The organism is Aurantiacibacter flavus, assembly GCF_039710615.1.
Taxonomy (GTDB): Bacteria; Pseudomonadota; Alphaproteobacteria; order Sphingomonadales; family Sphingomonadaceae; genus Alteraurantiacibacter; species Alteraurantiacibacter flavus.
Map to the genome: position 1 here is coordinate 884,624 of NZ_JBDLBR010000001.1, position 14,765 is coordinate 899,388.

The 14,765-nt window shown below is 65.5% G+C and carries 13 protein-coding genes; 10 read left to right on the plus strand and 3 right to left on the minus strand.

Features of this window, described 5'->3' with window-relative positions; translation table 11 throughout:
- Nucleotides 1-6: 6 nt before the first annotated feature.
- Genes ABDJ38_RS04175 through ABDJ38_RS04210 form a run of 8 tightly spaced genes read left to right on the plus strand, consistent with a single transcriptional unit; the run spans nt 7 to nt 10,645 of the window.
- Nucleotides 7-1,041 (plus strand): AAA family ATPase, encoded by a 1,035-nt coding sequence (locus tag ABDJ38_RS04175; RefSeq protein WP_346783801.1) that lies wholly within the window; start codon nt 7-9, stop codon nt 1,039-1,041.
- A gap of 5 nt (nt 1,042-1,046) precedes the next feature.
- Nucleotides 1,047-2,684 carry a TonB-dependent receptor gene (locus tag ABDJ38_RS04180; protein ID WP_346783802.1) on the plus strand — a complete coding sequence of 546 codons (1,638 nt, stop codon included), beginning with the start codon at nt 1,047-1,049 and terminating at the stop codon, nt 2,682-2,684.
- A gap of 20 nt (nt 2,685-2,704) precedes the next feature.
- Complete coding sequence (locus ABDJ38_RS04185; RefSeq protein WP_346783803.1) at nt 2,705-3,964, plus strand: XrtA/PEP-CTERM system-associated ATPase; 1,260 nt, start codon at nt 2,705-2,707, stop codon at nt 3,962-3,964.
- 32 nt (nt 3,965-3,996) lie between these two features.
- Complete coding sequence (locus ABDJ38_RS04190; protein ID WP_429771087.1) at nt 3,997-4,899, plus strand: XrtA system polysaccharide deacetylase; 903 nt, start codon at nt 3,997-3,999, stop codon at nt 4,897-4,899.
- Nucleotides 4,896-5,954 (plus strand): FemAB family XrtA/PEP-CTERM system-associated protein, encoded by a 1,059-nt coding sequence (locus tag ABDJ38_RS04195; protein ID WP_346783805.1) that lies wholly within the window; start codon nt 4,896-4,898, stop codon nt 5,952-5,954. The genes ABDJ38_RS04190 and ABDJ38_RS04195 overlap by 4 nt, the downstream gene beginning before the upstream one ends.
- A complete protein-coding gene (locus ABDJ38_RS04200) occupies nt 5,954-7,192 on the plus strand; it encodes a TIGR03087 family PEP-CTERM/XrtA system glycosyltransferase (protein ID WP_346783806.1) in 1,239 nt (412 codons plus the stop codon). Before ABDJ38_RS04195 ends, ABDJ38_RS04200 begins: the two co-directional genes overlap by 1 nt.
- Nucleotides 7,182-8,735, plus strand: a complete 1,554-nt coding sequence (gene xrtA, locus ABDJ38_RS04205) for an exosortase A (RefSeq protein ID WP_346783807.1) — start codon at nt 7,182-7,184, stop codon at nt 8,733-8,735. Before ABDJ38_RS04200 ends, xrtA begins: the two co-directional genes overlap by 11 nt.
- Nucleotides 8,736-8,746: 11 nt before the next feature.
- Nucleotides 8,747-10,645: an XrtA/PEP-CTERM system amidotransferase gene (locus ABDJ38_RS04210; RefSeq protein WP_346783808.1), complete on the plus strand. Its 1,899-nt coding sequence runs from the start codon at nt 8,747-8,749 to the stop codon at nt 10,643-10,645.
- A 176-nt stretch (nt 10,646-10,821) separates the two neighbouring features.
- Here ABDJ38_RS04210 and zapE read toward each other — a convergent pair whose 3' ends face one another.
- Genes zapE through ABDJ38_RS04225 form a run of 3 tightly spaced genes read right to left on the minus strand, consistent with a single transcriptional unit; the run spans nt 10,822 to nt 13,190 of the window.
- Nucleotides 10,822-11,934 (minus strand): cell division protein ZapE, encoded by a 1,113-nt coding sequence (gene zapE, locus ABDJ38_RS04215; RefSeq protein WP_346783809.1) that lies wholly within the window; start codon nt 11,932-11,934, stop codon nt 10,822-10,824.
- Between the two features lie 11 nt (nt 11,935-11,945).
- The gene (locus ABDJ38_RS04220; protein ID WP_346783924.1) at nt 11,946-12,401 is read right to left on the minus strand and encodes a PaaI family thioesterase; all 456 of its coding nucleotides are present in this window, start codon (nt 12,399-12,401) and stop codon (nt 11,946-11,948) included.
- Between the two features lie 6 nt (nt 12,402-12,407).
- Nucleotides 12,408-13,190 carry a succinate dehydrogenase iron-sulfur subunit gene (locus tag ABDJ38_RS04225; protein WP_346783810.1) on the minus strand — a complete coding sequence of 261 codons (783 nt, stop codon included), beginning with the start codon at nt 13,188-13,190 and terminating at the stop codon, nt 12,408-12,410.
- 122 nt (nt 13,191-13,312) lie between these two features.
- Here ABDJ38_RS04225 and ABDJ38_RS04230 point away from each other — a divergent pair, with 122 nt between their 5' ends.
- Both ABDJ38_RS04230 and ABDJ38_RS04235 read left to right on the plus strand, forming a co-directional pair.
- Nucleotides 13,313-14,029 (plus strand): SDR family NAD(P)-dependent oxidoreductase, encoded by a 717-nt coding sequence (locus ABDJ38_RS04230; protein WP_346783811.1) that lies wholly within the window; start codon nt 13,313-13,315, stop codon nt 14,027-14,029.
- Between the two features lie 63 nt (nt 14,030-14,092).
- A complete protein-coding gene (locus ABDJ38_RS04235; protein ID WP_346783812.1) occupies nt 14,093-14,728 on the plus strand; it encodes a class I SAM-dependent methyltransferase in 636 nt (211 codons plus the stop codon).
- The last annotated feature ends 37 nt before the right edge of the window (nt 14,729-14,765 follow it).

Genomic DNA, 14,765 nt, shown 5'->3' on the forward strand with positions numbered 1-14,765 from the left:
GGACGCATGACCGACCAGAGCAAGATCCCCGGCCCGGGCCGTTCGCTGTTCGACCGCGACGAAGATGTCTGGGGCGCTGACGAGCTGCGCCCGGCTCCCGTTCCCAGCGAGCTTGCGCGCCCGGTAAACCGTCAGGCTCCGAAGCGGGTTGAACCGGCAGTGTCTCCCTTGCGCGATTTGCAGCACGCCGCTCCGGCCCCATCGTCTCCGGCTTCATCGTCGCCGGCCCCATCGTCGCCAGTCTCGGTGTCGGCTCCTCAGGTGCAGGAAGCCGTGCCTGCCGATGTTGCGCCGCTGCAACTCTCAGGCCACATCGAACCAATTGACCGCGAGCAGTTGCAGCGCGCCGGCCTGATCCTGCCCGAAGGCCAGGTGACTGGCCTCCTCGAAGAATTCCGCATCGTGAAGCGGCAGGTGCTCAATTCTGTGCGCAAGGCGCGCGAGGCGGGCAAGGGTGCGCGCGCTCAGCGGGTGCTCGTCTGTTCGCCGCTACCCGCCGAGGGGAAGACTTTCTGCGCCGCCAACCTCGCTCTGGCGATGGCGGCCGAGAAGGACAGTGAAGTGTTGCTGGTCGATGCCGACTTTGCCAAGCCCTCGATCCTCTCTACGCTTGGCCTCTCCAGCAGCACTGGGCTGATGGACGCGCTCGCCAATCCCGATGTGCGGCTCGAAGACTGCATTATCGAGACCGACATCGCCGGTCTGCTAGTGCTTCCAGCGGGCAACCAGACCAATTCCGACAGCGAGTTTCTGACCAGCGAGCGCACCGCGCAGGTGCTTGACCGGCTGACGGCGGGTGCGCCCAATCGCATCGTGATCTTCGATTCTCCTCCGGCGCTGGCGGCTTCTCCGGCGGCGGAACTGGCGCGGCACGTGGGCCAGGCCATCGTCGTCACCCGCGCCGACCGCACCGGCCAGAGCGCGCTTGAAGATGCGCTGACGCTGCTTTCTGCCTGCCCCGATATCAAGCTGCTGCTCAACGCGGCGCACTTCAGCCCCAGCGGTCGCCGGTTCGGCACCTATTACGGTCAGGAGGCGTGAGGATTATGCACCGGTTCCGGCATTCCACTGCTCTGGTCGCCACGCTTGTTGCCGCTTTCGCGACGCCCGTGATGGCGCGCGATGATGAGGCGAGCGGCGAGCGCCAGAGCCGCGTCCAGATCACGCCCTACATCGAAGCGGCACAGGTCGTGACCGCCGAGCTTCAGCCTGGCTCCGACGTGTTTACCTATTCGCGTCTCGGGGCAGGTGTTGACGCCTCCATTTCCGGGCGCAACTCTGCCGCTTCGGTTTCGCTGCGCTACGAACGCTCGATCGGTTGGGACGACGACGTTGCCGATGTCGACACGTTGACCGGCATCGCGCGCGGTTCGCTCGCGCTGGTGCCGCGCACGCTCACCCTCGAGGCGGGCGGCATGGCGGCGCGCACGCGGGTCTCGCGCAACGGCGCCACTTCCATCGGCGGCTATGGCGTCAATTCGGATTCAACCACGCAGATATACTCGGTCTATGCTGGTCCCAGCCTGCAAACGCAGGTGGGTGATGTCGAGGTCACCGGAGCCTACCGGATTGGCTACGCGCGGGTGGATTCGCCCGACGTCGTGACGACCTCCTCGAATGGCGATCTGGTTGACGTGTTTGACGACAGTGTGAGCCAGGCAGCCACCGTGCGGGCAGGAATTGCCCCCAATGTGGTGCTACCGGTCGGCCTAGGCGTTGGCGCCGGATGGAACCGGCAGGACATTTCCAATCTCGATCAGCGGATCGACGACCGCCATGTGCGCGCCGACGTGACCGTGCCAGTCAGCCGCGATGTCGCGCTGATTGGCGGCGTGGGTTACGAGGACGTCGAGGTTTCGAGCCGCGATGCGGTGCGCGATGATAGCGGCACCCCGGTCATCGGGCCCGACGGTCGCTACGTCACCGACGACAGCCAGCCGCGCCAGATAGCCTACGAAACCGAGGGGCTGATCTGGGATGTCGGCGTGATGTGGCGCCCGAGCCGCCGCACCAGTCTGAGCGCAACGATTGGCCGCCGTTACGATTCGACGACCTTCTATGGCTCGCTTTCCTACGCGCCAAACGCGAACTCTTCGATCAACGTTTCGGTTTACGACAACATCACCGGCTTCGGCGGACAGATGTCGGACTCGCTCGCAGGACTGGGCACAGACTTCGAGGCGATCCGCAATCCTGTGACCGGCGATCTGGGCGGGTGCGTGGGCAGCCTTGAGGGCGGCAATTGCACCCTCGCAGGGCTCGGCTCGCTGCGCTCGGCAACTTACCGCCGTCGCGGTGTCAGCGCCAGCTACGCTCGCGCCATGGGCCGCACGCAGCTTGGGCTCGGCCTGGGCTATGATCGGCGCAAATACATCGCCGCGCCGGGAACGGTGCTCGCCCCGCTGGATGGCCTGAAGGACGAGAACTACTGGATCGCCGCCTATGCCAGCCGCCAACTCGACCGCCAGTCGAGCCTCAATTTCAACGCCTCGGCGTCATGGTTCGAAACTGGACTCGATAATGCCGGCGGCTCGCTTGGCTACAACGCGACGCTTTCGTATTATAGGACCATCATCGCAGGCCTGAGCGGCACGGCGGCCGTTGGCCTCGATGGCATCACACGCGAAAGCCTGCCCGATTACACCTCTGCATCGGCCCTGCTCGGCCTACGCTATTCATTCTGACGGACTACGGGAGTTCACAGATGCACGACCAATTCTACGGCTTCACCGCGAAGCCCTTCCAGCTGACCCCCGATCCGGACTTCTATTTCCGCAGCGCCACGCATCGCAAGGCACTGTCGTACCTCGGCTATGGCCTCGCGCAGGGGGAGGGCTTCATCGTCATCACCGGCGAGATCGGCGCGGGCAAGTCCACGCTGGTCGCGCACACGATCCGCAGCCTCGATCCGAACCAGGTAACGGTGGCGCAGGTCGTCACCAGCCACCTCGATGGCGAGGAGATCATCCACGTTATCGCGCGCGCGTTCGGACTGTCGGTGGCGGGTCATGACAAGGCGACTGCGCTGGGCGAGATCGAGGCGTTCCTGCACGAAGAAGCGCGCGCGGGCCGCCGCTGCCTGCTGGTGGTGGACGAATCGCAGAACCTGTCGGTCTCGGCGCTCGAAGAGCTGCGGATGCTGTCGAACTTCCAGCTTGGCAGCCACCCGCTGTTGCAGGTGCTGCTGCTCGGACAGCCCGAGTTCCGTGCCACCTTGCAGAACGAGCCCGCGCTCGAACAGCTGCGCCAGCGAATTATCGCCGCCCATCACCTCGAGCCGATGCAGGCCGAAGAGGTGGAGCCCTATGTATTGCACCGCCTTCAGAAGGCAGGCTGGCAGGGCAACCCGCAGTTTGCCGAGGGCGTGTTCGCCGAGCTTTACGAGGCCAGCGGCGGCATTCCGCGCAAGGTCAACCAGATCGTGAACCGGGTGCTGATGCTCGGTTCGCTTGACCGGGTCGAGGTGATCGATGTCGAATTGGTCGACCACGTGCTTTCCGAAATGGCATCGGAGACGTCCCACCTTGCGCCTGTGAAGGTGCCGCAGGAATTCGGCCAGCCGACAGCGCAGGCAGCCCAGGCCCCGGTGACCGAGCAGACCGCTCCCTCCGCGATCGACCCGCAATTGATCGACGACCTGCTGGCCGAGCGTGACGTGCGCATCGCCGAACTCGGGCAAGCGCTGGACGAACTGGCGGCAAAGGCCGACGGCGGATCGCATGCCGATTCCGATCTGGAGATGATGCGCGAGCAGATCGCCGAGTTGCAGCATGCCGTGCTCGATCTGTCGGGACAGGCGGAAGACAGCGTCAAGCGGCTGCTCACGCCGGAAATTGAGGCCATGCGCGAAAGGATGGTCAAGCTTGAGGCTCGCACCTTCGAGCAGGAGCGCACCATCCGCCAGACGCTTTCGATGCTGATCGAGTGGATCGAAGCGGAAATGGATTCGAGCAAGGCCGCCTGAGCGGCGGTTGGGGGCAGAGCACCGTGAACGCGATTGCGCCAGATCGTGCCGCCAGTCAGGGCAAGGCCACATCCGCAAGGGTGGTCAATGCCCTGTCGGTCGATGTCGAGGACTGGTTCCAGGTCGGCGCCTTCGAGAAGGTGATCGATCGCGATAGCTGGCCTTCGCTGGAAGACCGGGTGGAGCGCAACGTCGAGGCGATCCTCGCCATGTTCGACGCGGCACAGGTCAAGGGCACCTTCTTTACGCTGGGCTGGGTGGCCGAGCGGCATAAGCAGCTGATCCGCCGGATCGCCGACGCAGGCCACGAGATCGCCAGCCATGGTTGGGATCATGCCCGCGTGTTCACGCTCAGCCCTGAGCAGTTTGCGCAAGACATTACCCGTGCGCGCGGCGTGCTGGAGGATGCGGGCGGAACTGCGGTAAAGGGTTATCGCGCCCCGAGTTTCTCGATCGACAAGCGCACTCCCTGGGCTTTCGAGGTGCTGGCCGAGCAGGGCTATGCCTACTCGTCGAGCGTGGCACCAGTCGCGCACGATCACTATGGCTGGCCCGAGGCCCCCCGCTTCGCGTTTCGCCCGCTGGCCGATGCCGATCTGATCGAGCTGCCGGTGACCACCGCCATGCTTGGAAGCAGGCGCGTTGCCGCTGGCGGCGGTGGGTTCTTCCGCGTGCTGCCCTATCACTTCAGCCGATGGGCGATCCGGCAGGTCAACCACCGCGAGGGGCGGCCTGCGATCTTCTATTTCCACCCGTGGGAGGTGGACCCGGGCCAACCGCGCGTGCCCGATGCGCCGCTGCGCTCGCGCTTTCGGCACTACACCAATCTCGACCGGATGGCGGGCAAGCTCGCACGTGTGGTGAGCGAGTTTGCATGGGACCGGGTCGACACGGTTGTCGCGCGTGAGGCGGCGATGCTGGACGCCGCACGATGAACGCGCCGTTCGTCATGACCACCGATGCTGTGCGGCTAGCCGAGCTCACGCAGCCCGACGAGTGCGCGCGTATCGAGGCCTTCGTCGCGCGGCAGGGAGGCACGCTCTTTCACTCTCCGCAATGGCTTCAGGCCGTGGAGCGCGGCACCGGGCAGCGGGCCTTGGGCCTGATCGCCGAGCGCGGTGAAGAGCTAGCCGGATGGATGCCGCTTACCGAGCTACACTCGCCGATTTTCGGGCGCACGCTGGCGTCGTCCGGTTTTGCCGTGGGCGGCGGTGCGCTGGCAGGTGATGAAGCGACGGCCGAGCGGCTGATCGTCGCGGTCGAGGAACTGGCGCAGCGGCTTTCGTGCACGAGTGTCGAACTGCGCGGCGGACCGGCGCGGACAGGGTGGGACTTGCTGACCGAACGCTATTGCGGGTTCGTGATGCCACTGGCCGAGGATGACGAGGCCCAACTCGCCGCGATCCCGCGCAAGCAGCGCGCCGAAGTGCGCAAGAGCCTTGGCGCCGATCTCGAAGTCAGCGTTGGCCGCGATGAGGCCGACCGGGCAGCGCACTATGCCGTCTATGCCGAAAGCGTTCGCAACCTGGGCACGCCGGTTTTCCCGCGCAGCCTGTTCGATGCCGTGCTCGATGCGGTCGATGCCGATATCCTGACCGTGCGCCATCACGGCGTTCCGGTATCCTCGGTGCTGTCGTTCTACCACGCAGGGGCGGTGATGCCCTACTGGGGTGGCGGCACCTATGCCGCGCGCCGCCTGCGCAGCAATGACCGGATGTATTACGAGCTGATGTGTCATGCCCGCCGCAAGGGCTGCACCTCGTTCGATTTCGGGCGCAGCAAGACCGGCACCGGCCCCTATTCCTATAAGAAGACCTGGGGCTTTGAGCCCCAGCCGCTGACCTATGCCGAATGGACCGTGCCGGGCTGCGAGGCGCGCGATGCCGATCCGCTCAGCCCGCAGCACCAGTCGCGCATTGCCGCGTGGAAACAGCTGCCGCTGGCCGCGGCCAACCGGCTCGGCCCGCTGATCGCGCGGGGGTTGGGCTGATGCCGGGAGAGATCCTGTTCCTCGCGCATCGGACACCCTTTCCGCCCGACCGGGGCGACAAGATCCGTTCGCACAATGTGCTGAAGGCGCTGGCCAGGCTTGCTCCGGTGCATGTCGGCTGTCTGGCCGAGACCGATGCTGACATGGCGGAAGAGCAGGAATTGGCCGGGCTGGCGGCAAGCTATTGCATGCCGCGCCGCGCGAAAGCGTTACCCGTCGCCGGGCTGGAAGCCTTGGTGAAGGGCAAGCCGATCAGCCTTTCTGCCTTCGCAAGCGAAGGACTTCATCGCTGGGTTCGCGAGACGCTCGCGAGCCGTTCGATCCAGACAATCTATGTCTTCTCGGGCCAGATGGGACAATATGTCCCGCAGGATTGGGCCGGACGGCTGGTGATTGATTTCGTCGATGTCGATTCGGCCAAGTTCGAGGCCTATGCTGCGAAGAGCGGCTGGCCGATGCGCTGGGTCCATGCGCGAGAGGGCAGGCTGCTGCGCCAGCACGAAGCGCAGCTCGCCGCCCGAGCCGACCGCTCGCTGCTGGTGAGTGAGGAAGAGGCCGCCCTGATGCGCGCGCGTTGCCCAAGTGTGGCGAATATCGGCGCGCTGCGTAACGGGATTGACTGTACGGCCTACGATCCCGCCGAGGTCCGCCCGCATGCCGATCTGGCGGACACAGTCGGCCCGCATTTCGTGTTCTCCGGGCAGATGGACTATGCACCCAACATCGACGCTGTGCAGCGGTTTGCCCGCCAAATCATGCCCGCGATCCTTGCCCGCCAGCCTGCGGCTCAGTTCCACATCGTCGGGCGCGCGCCCACCCCCTCAGTGCGCAACCTGGCGAGCGAGCCGGGCACGCGAGTGTGGGGCGAAGTGCCCGACATGCGCCCGTTTCTCGCAGCGGCCAGTATGGTGGTCGCTCCGCTAACCATAGCGCGCGGGGTCCAGAACAAGGTGCTTGAGGCCATGGCCATGGCCAGGCCCGTGCTCGCCTCGCCGGAGGCCTTGACAGGAATCGACGGCGATCCGGGCGAACACTTCCTCCGCTGCGAGAACGATGCCGATTTCGTCGCTCAGGCCTGCGCGCTGGCGGACGACACTGCGCGCGCTGAACGCATCGGCAACGCAGGTCGTCAGCTCGTGTTCGACCGGATGAGCTGGCCCGCGATGATGGCACCGCTGGCAGCCATTGTCGGCCTTACGCCCGGCCCTGACCGAACGGCGCGCCGCGATGCGGCTTGACGCGATCTCTCCCACGCGCGCTCCACTGACCGAGAGCATCGTCCCGCAGTGGCGCGCCCCGCTGTTGCAACTGGCACTGGCATGGGTGGCGTTGCTGGCGCTGTTCGCAGGCGAATGGGCGGCCATGATGGGGCACTGGTGGAGCAATTCCACCTACAACCATATCCTTCTCGTGCCGCCGATCCTTGTCTGGCTCGTCTGGCAGCGGCTGCCCGAGCTGGCACTCCTGACCCCGCGCGCCTGGTGGCCTGGCCTTGTTGCGCTGGGCGCGGCCTTGCTGGTCTGGCTGCTCGGCAACATCTCTGGGCTGGCCACGGCGAGTCAACTTGGCGCGGTGGCAATGCTGCCCGCCAGCGTGCTGGCGCTGCTCGGCCCACGGGCCTCCTATGCGCTGCTGTTTCCGCTGTTTTACAGCGTGTTCCTCGTGCCAATCGGCGAGGAACTGGTGCCCGTGCTGCAAATGATCACGGCGGATATCACGATTGCGCTCACCCACTTATCGGGCATTCCTGCCGAGATCGAAGGGGTGTTCATCGATACGCCGGTGGGTCTGTTTGAGGTGGCGGAGGCTTGCTCGGGCGTGAAGTTTCTCGTTGCTATGGTGGCGCTCGGCGCGCTGATCGCCAACCAGTGCTTCCGCTCGGTATGGCGGCGGGCGGCATTCATGGCGGCCTCGGTGATCGTGCCGATCCTCGCCAATGGCGTGCGCGCGTGGGGGACGATTTACATAGCGCAGTTCCAGGGCATCGAGTTCGCGGCGGGGTTCGACCATATTTTTTATGGCTGGATCTTCTTCGCCGTGGTGATGGCGACTCTGGTAGGCGCTGGCTGGCGATTCTTCGACCGCAGCGTGGACGAGCCCGCGATCGACCTCGCAGAAATCCAGGGCGCAGGCTGGATCACGTCGCTCGAACGGTTTGCGGCTCCGGGCTGGGCGGTGCTTGCAAGCCTTGCAGCGCTCGCCATCGCCACGACCGCTTGGGCAGGCGTAGCCCGCGCAGTTGAGGCTCCGCTGCCGCAAGCCATCGTGCTCCCCCAGGTGGCTGGATGGGAGCAGGTGCCGACCGAGCAAGGCTGGCCATGGCGACCCCAAGCTCCGGGTGCGGACCGCCGCCTGTTCGGCACCTATCGTAGTGCAAGCGGCGCGCGGGTCGACGTGTTCCTTGCCTATTACGCCGCGCAGGAAGAGGGCCGCGAGGCCGGAGCCTATGGCGAAGGCGCGCAGCCGCCTGGCACCGAGTGGCGCTGGCTGGGCGAGGCCCCCGCCATCGACGGCGGCAAGGCCGACCGGCTACAAGCCGTTGGCGTTCACCCGCGCCTGGCCATGACCTGGTATCGCCATGGTGACTGGACAGGCAGCAGCCGCCTCGAACTGAAGGCGCTCACCATGCGCGACCGCCTGCTGTTCACCGCCCGCCCGACCGCAACGTTGATCGTCTCGGCAGAGGGCAGCGGGGATGCGGCACAGGCTGCCATTTCCGACTTTATCGGCGCTATCGGCCCGTCCGGCAAATGGATGGACCGGATCGTCGGGCTGGACTAGGCAACGCGCCCATGTGCGGGATCGCTGGCATTTTCCACTGTGGCACGGTCAAGCCGGTCGATCCCGCCCGGGTTGCGCGGATGTGCGACGTGCTTGCCCATCGCGGGCCGGACGGATCGGGCGTGTGGAATGCACCGGGTGTTGCGTTGGGACATCGCCGTCTTTCGATCATCGATATCGAGGGATCACCGCAACCGATGCTCTCGCCCGACGAGCGCTCGATCATCGTGTTCAACGGCGAGATCTACAACTACCGCGAGCTGCGCCGGGACCTTGCCTCGCTAGGCGAACAGTTCCGCACCGATGGCGACACCGAGGTGATCCTCGCGGCCTGGCGCCGCTGGGGGCCGGACTGTGTGCGGCGGCTCGACGGGATGTTCGCCTTCGCGATCTACGATCAGGGCGAGCGCACGCTGTTCCTTGCTCGCGACCGGTTCGGGGTGAAGCCGCTGTTTCTGGCGCATCTCTCGGATGGATCGCTGGCCTTCGCCTCAGAACTGAAAGGGCTGCTCGCGCACCCGCTGCTGCGGCGTGACGTCGATCCGCTGGCGATCGAGGACTACATGACCTGGGGCTATGTTCCCGATCATCGCTCGATCCTCAAGGGCGTGGATAAGCTGCCTGCCGCGCATACCATGCTGCTGCGCCATGACAGCGCGGTGCCAGAGCCGCAGCGCTATTGGGATATCTCCTTTGCGGACCGCCACAAGGGCAATCAGCGCGACCTGGAGGCCGAACTGCTGCACCGGCTGAAGCTGGGGGTATCCTCGCGCATGGTGGCCGACGTGCCGCTTGGGGCCTTCCTCTCGGGCGGGGTCGACAGCTCGACCGTCGTGGCGATGATGGCGGAGGAGGCGCGCGAGCCGGTGCGCACCTGCTCGATCGGGTTCGACATCGCCAGCGCCGACGAGACCAGCTACGCCGAGCGTGTGGCCGAGCTGTTCGGGACCAACCACGCCGCGCGCACCGTCAGCGCCGACCAGTTTGACGCTATCGACGCCATCGCGGGCATGTTCGACGAGCCTTTCGCAGATGCCTCCGCGCTGCCGACATGGCGGGTGTGCCAGCTCGCGCGCGAAAGCGTGACCGTGGCGCTCTCGGGCGACGGGGCGGACGAGGCGCTGGCGGGCTACCGCCGGCAGGTGTTCCATGCGCATGAGGAGCGGGTGCGGGCCATGATCCCGCAGGCGCTGCGCGAGAAGGCGCTGGCTCCGCTGGGCGCGGCATGGCCAAAGGCGGACTGGCTCCCGCGTCCCCTGCGCTTCAAGTCGACCTTGCAGTCGCTTTCGGGGACGGGGCCGCAGGGCTATGCGCGCGGGCTGTCGGTAACACCGCCTGAGGTCCGGCTCGGCCTCTATTCCGATGCGCTCTCCCGGCAGATTGGCGACTATCGTGGCGAGACGGCGCTGATCGAGCGGATGGCAGGCGCTCCGGCACGCTCGGGCCTCGATGCGGCCCAATATGCCGACCTGACGTTCTGGCTGCCGGGCGATATTCTCACCAAGGTGGACCGTACTTCGATGGCGGTGAGCCTCGAAGCGCGCGAGCCGCTGCTCGATCACCATTTGGTGGAGTTCTGCGCGCGTCTCCCCGAGGGGATGCGGGTGAAGGGCGGGCAGGGCAAGTGGCTGCTGAAGAAGGCGATGGAGCGCTATCTGCCCAAGGACATCCTTTATCGGCCCAAGCAGGGTTTCGTGACCCCGATTGCCGAATGGTTTCGCGGGCCGCTGGCCGACAAGGCGCGCGGCATCGCCGGGCCTTCGGCGCTGGCGCGGACGGGCTGGTTCGACAACGCGCGGCTGGCTGCGGTGGCCGAGGAGCATATCTCCGGGCGCAGCGATCATGGGCGGCTGCTGTGGCAACTGGTGATGCTGGATCGTTCGCTGGCCCGGTTGGGGATAAGTGGCTAGGCTCCGCAGGCCATCACCGACGCGCAACCAATCCTTCGAGACGCTCAGACTGCGTTTTCGCTCTTCAGGACGAACGGGGGTGCGGGGAGGGATGCCAGATACCGTTCGTCCTGAGGAGGGCACGAAGCCGAAGGCTAAGCGCCCGTCTCGAAGGACAGGCTCAAAACCTTCGGTAGCTAGTCACCCTCGCCATGGCCGAGCGCCATATACTCGCTGCTCTGCATCTCGTTGAGGCGGCTTACCGTGCGTTCGAACTCGAAGGCCCCATCGCCCGCAGGATAGAGGTCGTCATGCGCGCAGGCGGCAGTGGCGAACAGCTTCACCCGGTGCTCGTAAAGCGCGTCGATCAGCGTCACGAAGCGTGCCGCCTCGTTGCGCATATGCGGACCCATCTGCGGAATGCCGACCAGGATCACCGTGTGATAAGCGCGCGCGATGGCGAGATAGTCGGGCGCGCCGCGCGCCTCGCCGCAAAGCCGCTTGAAGCTGAACACCGCCACGCCCTTCAGGCTCTTGGGCACATGCAGCGTGCGGCCGCCGCCGACATCCAGTTCCGCGCTGGGCACATGCTCGGCATCTTCGGGCGCGAAATCGGTCAGCCGGAAGAACGCCTCGCGCACCTTCCCCGTGGCCTCGTCGCCAATCGGGCAGTGCCAGGTGTCGAGCCCGCCGATGCGCTGCATCCGGTAGTCGGTTGGGCCATCGAGCGGGAGCACGTCCAGTTCCTCCTCGATCAGCGTGATGAACGGAACGAACAGGTCACGGTTGATCCCGTCCTTGTAAAGATCGCGCGGAGGGCGGTTACTGGTTGTAACAACGGCAATCGAATGCTCGTGGATCAGCGCAGTGAACAGTCGGCTCATGATCATCGCATCGGCTGAATTGGTGACCACCATCTCGTCGAAGGCAAGCACGCGCAGCCCCTCGGCGATCTCACGGGCGATAATCGGGATCGGATCGCCGCTTTCGCTCTTGCGAGCATCGCGCAGGTGGGCGTGGACCTCTTGCATGAAGGCATGGAAATGCACGCGCCGCTTCTCGGATATGGCGAGGTTCTCGTGGAACAGATCCATCAGCATGGACTTGCCGCGCCCGACGCCGCCCCACATGTAAACGCCCTGCGGCCGCACCTTCTTGCGCCCGAACAACTGGCCGAGCAGCCCGCCGGTCTCGTCAGCCTCCAGCTCGCGCTGGAGCCGGTCGAGCCGTTCGGCGGCGCGGCGCTGGTCGGGGTCGGGGCGCAGCTGGCCGTCGGTGATCAGCCGCTCGTAGCGTGCGAGTACGCTCATCGCGAAACCTGTTAGCTCGCAGCAATCTTGCGCAGGATCGAGGACCACGAGCCGATAATCGCGCCATCCTGCTCGACGGTGCCGCGCACGAAGAGCATTTTGCCCGTTTCGCGGACTATCTGTGCCACGGCATCGAGCGGCCGCCCCGCTTCAGCCGAGCCGACGAAATGGTTGTTGAGTTCGATGGTGACCCCGCCCGGAAATGCGCCGTCGCTCAATTCGGTGGCGGCAGCAAATCCGGCAATGTCGATCAGGCCCAGAATCATCCCGCCGTGAATGACGCCATACTGGTTCTTGTGCCATTCCTCGGGCATCATCCGCAGCCGTGCCACCTGCGGGCCTTCCCGCCGGATCAGCAGCGTTCCGACGACGGCACGGTTATAATGCTCGGCCTCGCCGAAGGATGCATCGATCCATCCGGGGTGGTCGGGATGTTCGCGGCGCGAGGCCGGGTCGCTTGCCTTCACCAAGGGTCAGACGTGCCTTTCGGCCATCATCTTCTTCGTTTCGGCAATCGCCTTGGCGGGCGAGAGGCCCTTGGGGCAAACGTTCGCGCAGTTCATGATCGTGTGGCAACGATAGAGGCGGAACGGATCTTCCAGCGCATCGAGCCGTTCGCCGGTCATCTCGTCGCGGCTATCCGCCAGCCAGCGATAGGCCTGAAGCAGGATCGCCGGGCCGAGAAACTTGTCGGAATTCCACCAGTAGCTCGGGCACGAGGTCGAACAGCAGGCGCACAGGATGCACTCGTAAAGCCCATCGAGCTTCTCGCGCTGTTCGGGCGACTGGAGCCGCTCCTTGCCCGAAGGCGTGGTGCTGACGGTCTGCAACCAGGGGCGGATGCTGGCATACTGGGCATAGAAGTGGGTGAAGTCGGGCACCAGATCCTTGATCACCTCCATGTGCGGCAGCGGGGTGATGCGGATTTCGCCCGAAAGGTCTTCGATGGCGGTGGTGCAGGCGAGGCCGTTCTTGCCGTTCATGTTCATCGAGCACGAACCACAGATACCCTCGCGGCACGAGCGGCGGAAGGTCAGCGTGGGATCGACCTCGTTCTTGATTTTGAACAGCGCATCCAGCACCATCGGTCCGCAGTCGTCGAGATCGATCTCGAAGGTGTCGTAGCGCGGGTTCTTGCCGCTGTCGGGATCGTAGCGATAAATCTTGAAAGACTTCACACGGGCGGCGCCTTCGGCCTTATGGACATTGCCCTTGCCGGAAATCTTGGAGTTCTTGGGGAGGGTGAAGGTCGCCATGGGATCGGTCCTGTATGAATTTGGTCCCTATCTAGCCGCCTGAGGCGTTGGCGCAAGGTGTGCAGGCGCAGCAGAGCGAGGAATTTCACACTCAGGCGCGCAATTGGAGAGCGAAAGCGGCAATGACCATCGGCAAGGCAGCAGTGTTCGGGGCAGGCGGCGGCATCGGCAGCGCGCTGGTGGCCGGTCTGGCAGCGCGGGGCGTGGAAGTTCTGGCCGGCTCGCGCAGCGGCGAGGGGCCGCATCTGGAAGGCGTGCGACGGTTTGCCTGCGATATCGGCGACGAGGACAGCATCGCGCAGGCGGTGGCGCACTGGACCGGCGATCCGCCCGACCTGGTGGTGGTGGCAACAGGTGTCCTGACGCTGCCTGACGGTACGGGGCCAGAGCGAAGCTACAAGGCGCTCGATCCCGAGGCGATGGCGGAGATCTTGCGGATCAACACGATCGGTCCGGCGCTGGTTGCGAAGCATGTGCTGCCGTTGTTCCCGCGTGAGCGACGAAGCGTGTTTGCGGCGCTGTCGGCGCGGATCGGGTCGATCTCCGACAACCGGATCGGCGGGTGGCATTCGTACCGCGCTAGCAAGGCGGCGCTCAACATGCTGGTAGCGAACTTCGCCATAGAGATGGGGCGCACCCATCCTCAAGCCGTGGTCGTCGCGCTGCATCCTGGAACCGTCGATACGCGCCTGTCGTCCCCTTTTCAGAGCAACCTGCCAGAAGGACAACTGACCACGCCTGACGATGCAAGCGCCAACCTGCTATCGGTTATCGAAGGGCTGAACCCGGCAGACAGCGGCGGCCTGTTCGACTGGCGCGGAGACCGCATTGCGCCGTGATCGCGATTGGTGACGGCGAAAAGACCTGCTAAACGAAGCATCTGGCGGCGCGAAGGAGCGGCGATGGGGCTTGGGGCTTGGTATGACGCGCAGGTGCTTCCGCGCGTTATCGCGATGGCATGCGGCAGCGACGATGTGGCGCAATTGCGCCGTGAGGTCGTGCCACTGGCGCGCGGCGCGGTGTTCGAACTCGGATGCGGCGGCGGGTTTAACCAGCAGCTCTACGATCCCGCGCAGGTCACCAGCTTTGCCGGTATCGATCCCAATGCCAATCTGCTCGAAGCGGCGCGGGGAAGGGCGCAGGCCCACGGGCTATCCGCCGATATCCGCGCGGGCGTTGGCGAAGATATCGCCTTTGCCGACGGTGCCTTCGACGCGGTGGTCTGCACATACACGCTGTGTTCGGTCGGCGATCAGGCGAGAGTGCTGGCCGAGCTGCGCCGGATACTGAAGCCAGGCGGACGGCTGATCTATCTCGAACATGGTCGTGCACCCGATCCTGAGGTGGCCCGCTGGCAACGGCGGATTGAGCCGGTCTGGAAGCGGCTTGCAGGCAATTGCCACCTCACCCGCGAAATCGGCGCGGCCATCCGTACTGCCGGGTTCGAGGTCGGGCCCGTTGGTCAGGACTACTTTGCAAAGGCCCCGCGCTGGGCGGGCTGGATGGAGTGGGGCACAGCCCGCCGCGCCGGGGCCTGAAGCGGCCCGTCCATGCGAAACGGGCCGCTTGCCCGAA

Bases quoted from the DNA above. Each gene is read 5' to 3' on its own strand.
- ABDJ38_RS04180 (WP_346783802.1), top strand. From the start codon at position 1,047: ATGCACCGGTTCCGGCATTCCACTGCTCTGGTCGCCACGCTTGTTGCC.
- ABDJ38_RS04195 (WP_346783805.1), top strand. From the start codon at position 4,896: ATGAACGCGCCGTTCGTCATGACCACCGATGCTGTGCGGCTAGCCGAG.
- ABDJ38_RS04200 (WP_346783806.1), top strand. From the start codon at position 5,954: ATGCCGGGAGAGATCCTGTTCCTCGCGCATCGGACACCCTTTCCGCCC.
- ABDJ38_RS04230 (WP_346783811.1), top strand. From the start codon at position 13,313: ATGACCATCGGCAAGGCAGCAGTGTTCGGGGCAGGCGGCGGCATCGGC.
- zapE (WP_346783809.1), bottom strand. From the start codon at position 11,934: ATGAGCGTACTCGCACGCTACGAGCGGCTGATCACCGACGGCCAGCTG.
- xrtA (WP_346783807.1), top strand. From the start codon at position 7,182: ATGCGGCTTGACGCGATCTCTCCCACGCGCGCTCCACTGACCGAGAGC.
- ABDJ38_RS04175 (WP_346783801.1), top strand. From the start codon at position 7: ATGACCGACCAGAGCAAGATCCCCGGCCCGGGCCGTTCGCTGTTCGAC.
- ABDJ38_RS04210 (WP_346783808.1), top strand. From the start codon at position 8,747: ATGTGCGGGATCGCTGGCATTTTCCACTGTGGCACGGTCAAGCCGGTC.
- ABDJ38_RS04235 (WP_346783812.1), top strand. From the start codon at position 14,093: ATGGGGCTTGGGGCTTGGTATGACGCGCAGGTGCTTCCGCGCGTTATC.
- ABDJ38_RS04225 (WP_346783810.1), bottom strand. From the start codon at position 13,190: ATGGCGACCTTCACCCTCCCCAAGAACTCCAAGATTTCCGGCAAGGGC.
- ABDJ38_RS04185 (WP_346783803.1), top strand. From the start codon at position 2,705: ATGCACGACCAATTCTACGGCTTCACCGCGAAGCCCTTCCAGCTGACC.